At 57.7% G+C, this 5,826-nt stretch carries 2 protein-coding genes and 1 pseudogene; 1 reads left to right on the top strand and 2 read right to left on the bottom strand.

Going from position 1 to position 5,826, the window contains the following annotated elements; translation table 11 throughout:
* A pseudogene (locus tag ACY3GB_RS23690) lies at positions 1 to 374 on the bottom strand (hypothetical protein); the annotation flags it as partial.
* Positions 375 to 528: 154 nt separating this feature from the next.
* Positions 529 to 3,087: a TonB-dependent receptor gene (locus ACY3GB_RS23685; RefSeq protein ID WP_463090902.1), complete on the bottom strand. Its 2,559-nt coding sequence runs from the start codon at positions 3,085 to 3,087 to the stop codon at positions 529 to 531.
* A 730-nt stretch (positions 3,088 to 3,817) separates the two neighbouring features.
* Here ACY3GB_RS23685 and ACY3GB_RS23680 point away from each other — a divergent pair.
* Positions 3,818 to 5,455, top strand: a complete 1,638-nt coding sequence (locus ACY3GB_RS23680; protein ID WP_463090900.1) for a S53 family peptidase — start codon at positions 3,818 to 3,820, stop codon at positions 5,453 to 5,455.
* Positions 5,456 to 5,826: the final 371 nt, after the last annotated feature.

Below are 5,826 nucleotides of genomic sequence, written 5' to 3'. Positions count from 1 at the left end.
CCTTTCGGCGCTTCCACCGCCGGAGCCGGCGTCGGCGCCGGTTGCGGCTTCGGATCGGAAGTCACCGCCTGGATGGCGTTGGCCGATTGCGTGACCGGCGGCGGATTCACCACCGGCGGCACGTAGGCCTGCGGCTTCGGCGTCGTCGGCTGCTGCACCACTTTCTCGATCTTCGGCGGCGGCGGAGGGGGCGGCGGCGGCGGTTCGCTGATCACCGACACTTCCACTTTCTGCTGGATCACCTTGACCACCCCCTGGGCCAGGCCTGTCACCAGCGCGTAGATCAACAAGGCATGGAATACGATGACGCCCGCCAAGCCGGCCGAGCGGCGGCTAAGCATCCCACTGTTGCGCTTGATGGAAACACTGCTCATTGCGATTACCTTCCCTGCTTACATGCGCTTGCGGACCGCGAGCCGGCTAGCAGCCGGCCCCGACAACACAAAGTGAACTCCTGTAACGGACTTGCCGCAATCCGTAATCACCCCCAGACGCCTGACGGCGCCCGGGGGGCGCATGCCCTGCGGCTTACATCTTGTAGTTGGCTTTCAGGAAGTAGGCACGGCCCGTCGCATCAGTAAAGCGCGGATCGTAACCTTGCGGGGTCGTATAGCCTTGATTGGACCACGGCGGCAGTTGATCGAACAGATTCCTCACCCCTGCAGTTACCGTGAACTTCTTGTTCCAGCTATAGCTGCCAGACAGGTTCCAGGTTGAATATGGCTTAACCATATGATTGTTCGCGGCATCGGTGTAGCCGGACTTATAGTCCTGCGCCAGGATGGCGCTCCAATCGCCTCGGGACCAATTCAATGACAGATTATGCTGCCAGCGGAACACCGGGCTGCCATTGAAATAACGGCCTGCATTGTCGAAATACTGTCCTTGCGGCTCAAGCTGCAGGCTGTACTTGCTGATGTAGGTGCCATCCAGCGAAACCACGAAGTCGCCCAACGCGCTCTTCGGCAAAGCGTAGGAGAAGCTGAGATCCAGCCCGGATACGCTGGTATTACCCAGGTTCGCGGTAGTCGCCATAGCGTTGGCGGTACCTGGCGTCGTCGTGCTCGGACTGAACAAGCTGGCATACTTGGCCGGATTCAGGTAAATCACCGACTCGTCCAGCGTGCCGATGCTGTTCTTGACCATGGTCCACCATAAATCAGCGCTCAAAGTCACCGACTTGATCGGTTCCAACACCACGCCGAATGACAGCGACGAGGACTTTTCCGGCTGCAGATTCCTATTTCCGCCGGTTATCAGATTCTGCTGTTGCTTGCTGCAGTTGGTACCAACGCCATTCGGGCAGGTAATCGGGTTGTAATAGATATCACCGGTCAACTGCGTCTGCGTCGGCTGATTGATATCAAACAAAGACGGCGCACGGAAGCCAGTGCTGGCCGACGAGCGGAACATCACCTGCGGCACAGGTTGGTACTTCACCGATACCTTTGGATTCACCGAACTGCCAGAGTCACTGTACTTGTCGTAACGCACCGCCAAGTTGGCATCCAGATGCTGGATAACCGGGATGTCCATTTCTCCGTAGACCGCTTGGGCATTGCGGCTGCCGCTGGCAGAAGTGGTTTGAGTCAGTCCGGTGCTCAAAGTATCGGTGGACAGCGCGTAGTTGTAATTGTGGGAAATGGTCTCATGACGATCCTCCACCCCCAGGGCCACAGCCAGCATGCCCGCCGGAAGCTGCCATATTTCCTTGCTGGCCTTGAAGTCTGCCATGTCCAATGTGGACTTGGCATTTTCTATCTGGCCACCGGCAACGAATTGGCCCCACGCTGCCGCGCTAGGATTATTCGGATCGAACCCGTTGTTCAACGCATTCTGCAGCGCGCTCTGGCTCACATATCCCGAAACCAGCTCATGTGTCACGATGCTTTGCGAGTGCCCCAGACCAGCTCGATAATCCCAGCCAGCAAGCGGTCCTTCCAAGTTCAATTGCAAACGCTGCGTGGTCGCTACGCTCTTGTCCACCCGATCACCTAACGGAACAGCTCGCCCCTGCACCGGGAATGGGCCATTGGCAGGATCCTGGCCCGGAGCCGTCGGAGAAGTAACCTGCCCCGACAACGGTAGCGGCGCTACCCAGGTTTTATTGTCGGTTTGAGTGATCATGTATTGCGCGGACAACTGGTGCTCGCCCAGATTCAGCGTTCCCTTCAAGAATCCGCTTTTCTGCTCGATCTCGGGCGTGATGCCAGGAAACAGCGATGCAACCTCTCCGCAAGACTTGTGGCCTTTCGAGTCCACCACCGGTACCGAATACGGCGGAGCGCAGTTAGGGTAGCCGGATGCTACGACTACGCTACCGCTACTGTCTTGATAGTTGGCAGGAAAAGAGTTGGGACTGAGTTTCGTGTACTTAGTAACGTTCGATGCAAAATCGCGATCTTTGGCGAAGATAGCATCGATCTTGTGATAATCGAACGCGCCGTAGACGTTGTAGCCGTCTTTCGCCAAGTTGCCGTAGCCGTAGGATATGGAAAGCTGCTTTTCCTTGCCCCCGGAACGCTGCGGCTCTACGAAGTTGCCGCCGATCGAAAGACCCTGCGCCGACTTCTTGGTAATGAAGTTGATCACGCCGCCGATGGCGTCCGTGCCATAGATCGCGGACGCGCCGTCGCGCACCACTTCCACGCGGTCAATGACGGACAGCGGAATGGCGTTCAAGTCGACCGCGTAGCCATCCATCGGCTGATTGACGATACGGCGGCCATCCAGCAGAACCAAAGTATATTGCGCGCCCAAGCCGCGCAGGCTGGCATAAGAGGCGCCGCCAGTGCTGGCGCCCACCGCTGCGGTGGCGCCATGGCTGGATTGGTTGGACGCCAAACTGTTCACCACCTGCTCGACCGTGGTCATCCCTTGCTTGGCAAGGTCCTCGGTCTTGACGATGGTCATCGGGATCGCCTGCTCCTGCTTGATCGAGCGCTTGATGTTGGAACCGGTGATCTCAACCCGGTCGAGGGTGCCTGCGCTGTCGTCCGACGTGTCCGCATGCGCCAAGGGCATGTAGCCAACGCTGCCGATCAGCGACAGCGCCACCGCAAGCGCTTTTCTCTTGTAGTTCATCATTTCTCCAAATCCCTTGTAGAGGTACTGCCCGCCGCCTCATGGGCGGCCGTCTTATCTATTTGTCGTGCCGGTTAAAGGCAATTCGAGTGTGAAAGTTTGTAATGACTAACGTCAACAGCCATTTACTTTTGTCTATCGTCTCAAAAAGAAAGCAAACAAACACATTCAGATGAATCACAAATCGTCACAAACAAATCAAACAAACGAGTAACAATTTCAGCACTCATGCCTTTGGTATGTCACGATTCGTCACAAAGACAAATTGAGAAATACTTTTCAACACGCATGAATGATGTCTAATTTGTTGCATTTACGCAGTGCATTCATCTTTATGTTGTGCCATTCACACTATTTGCCTGACAACCACTTCTTGCTTGATTCATGAAAACTCATCCCAGCCATGAGTAATGATGAAATCCAAAAAAATGGTCAAATAGTATAAATGCTCTATTTCGTCATTCATCCGCATTCAACGACTTCCAAAAAGGGTAAATGTTTGCAAATTTGATTAAGTATCATTTCAAAGTATGAATTTATGTTAAATCCATTTGGCATTTTTATCTTGAATGACCTATTGCGGAATAGTCGTATGAAATTACGGCATGCCTCGAACAATTCAGAGGCAACCACCGGCCAAGGGCGCGAACACAATTCGCAATACAAGCCCTGCCGTTATCAGGAAAAGGCATATCGTCTTTTCCTGTATTTAAACCGCAAGAGGAGAAACTGCATGTTTGCAAAACAGCACGCTATAGCACTGATCGTGGCCGGCGTATTCGCCGTCGGCGCCCAAGCAGGAGAAGCCTGGGTCAACACCGCGACCCAAGCCCACCCGCTGGTCTCCACCCTGACCAGCACCGTCGCCGCCAAGAGCGTCGGCGAACTCGCTGCCGGCCAATCGGTGCATGTAGCCGTGACCCTGAAGCTGCGCAACAAGACCCAACTGAACGCGCTGACCGACAGCTTGCTGGCCGGCACCAGCCACAAAACCCTGAGCCACGCCGACTTCATGGCCCAGTACGCGCCGACCCAGGCCCAGGTGCAAAAAGTAGTGGCCCACCTGCAGAAGAGCGGCTTCCGCAACATCAAGGTGGCTCCGAACCGCATGCTCGTGACCGCCGATGGCAGCGCCGCCACCGCCAAGACCGCGTTCAACGCCACCTTGCACCACTTCAACGTCAACGGTCGCACTGGCTTCGCCAACGTGACCGCCGCCCAGGTGCCGCAGTCGTTGGGCGACACCGTGCTGGCCGTTCATGGTCTGCAGAACGTCCACACCTTCCACACCACCCTGCTCAAGAGCGGCGTCAAGACCCAGGCCTCGGCCAAGACCAACAGCGTCACCGGCCACAATCCGACCGACTTCCCGCTGATCTACAACGCCAGCAGCCTGCCGCCCGCCAGCAACACCACCGTCGGCATCATCGCCGAAGGCGACCTGACCCAAACCCTGCAAGACCTGCAGCAGTTTGAAGATTCCGCCGGCTACAGCTATGTGCAGACCAACGTGGTCAATGCCGGCGACGCTTCGTCCGACACCGATGGCGTAGGCGAATGGAACCTGGACAGCCAGGACATCCTGGCCGCCGCCGGCGGCGCGCTGCAGCAGCTGAACTTCTACGTCGCCACCTCGATGACCAACGCCGACATCACCGCCGCTTACAATTCCGCGGTCAGCGACGGCTCGGCCAAGGTGATCAACGTGTCGCTGGGCGAATGCGAACGCGACGCGCAAAGCGACGGCACCGTGGCTTCCGACGATCAGATCTTCCAGACCGCGGTGGCTCAGGGCCAGACCTTCTCGGTCTCCACCGGCGACTCCGGCTCCGCCGAATGCGGCAGCAACTCAGGCCAGAGCTACCCGGCGACTTCGCCGTACGTGATCGCAATCGGCGGCACCACGCTGTCCACCAGCGGCACCAAGTACGTGTCGGAATCGGTATGGAACGGCGGCGGCGGCGGCCCGAGCGTCATCGAAGCGGCTCCGGCTTGGCAAACCAAGGCCGGCGTGCTGACCACCTCCAAGACCAAACGCGGCGTGCCGGATGTGTCCTTCGACGCGGATCCGAACAGCGGCGCGCTGGTCATCGTGAACGGCAGCAATCAGCAAATCGGCGGCACCAGCCTGGCCGCTCCGCTGTTCACCGGTTTCTGGGCCCGCATCCAGTCCGCGCACGGCAACAGCCTGGTATCGCCGAACCCGGCCATCTACCAGTACTTCAAGGCCAACCCGTCGCTGTACCACGACGTGACCACCGGCAACAACGGCGGCTACAAAGCCACTGCCGGCTGGGATTACGCCACCGGTTGGGGCAGCCTGAACGTGGCCAACCTGAACACCTTCATCAACAGCCACTCCGGCTTCTAAGAAGGCATCAGGCAAAAAGGAAAGTCCCGGGCAACCGGGGCTTTTTCCGTTTTCGCGCGCCGATTGCCGGTCTGCGCGGCGATGACAAAGCTATTCAAATCATGAAATTACAAATCAACCCGGCAATTTAAGAGTGAATACTTTACAAACCAGAACAGACCCACTATCAAGGTAAAACGCGCGGTCGAGCCCCCATGAGCGGCGCGAGGCGTTTTTCAGGAGAAATGGCATGCGGGCCAACCAACCGACTCTATCCCTGTTCCTTGGCCTGTTCAGCCTGGCGGCGAATGCCGCCGGCTGGGTCAGCACCGGCACCCAGGCGCATCCGACCCAGCAGTTGATCCCCGCAGCCCGCGACGCGGGAGAGGTGG

The sequence above is a fragment of the Chromobacterium sp. Ag138 genome, from assembly GCF_055181315.1.
The sequence above is the reverse complement of the archived record's forward strand: the minus strand, read 5'-3'. Positions and strand labels throughout refer to the sequence as shown.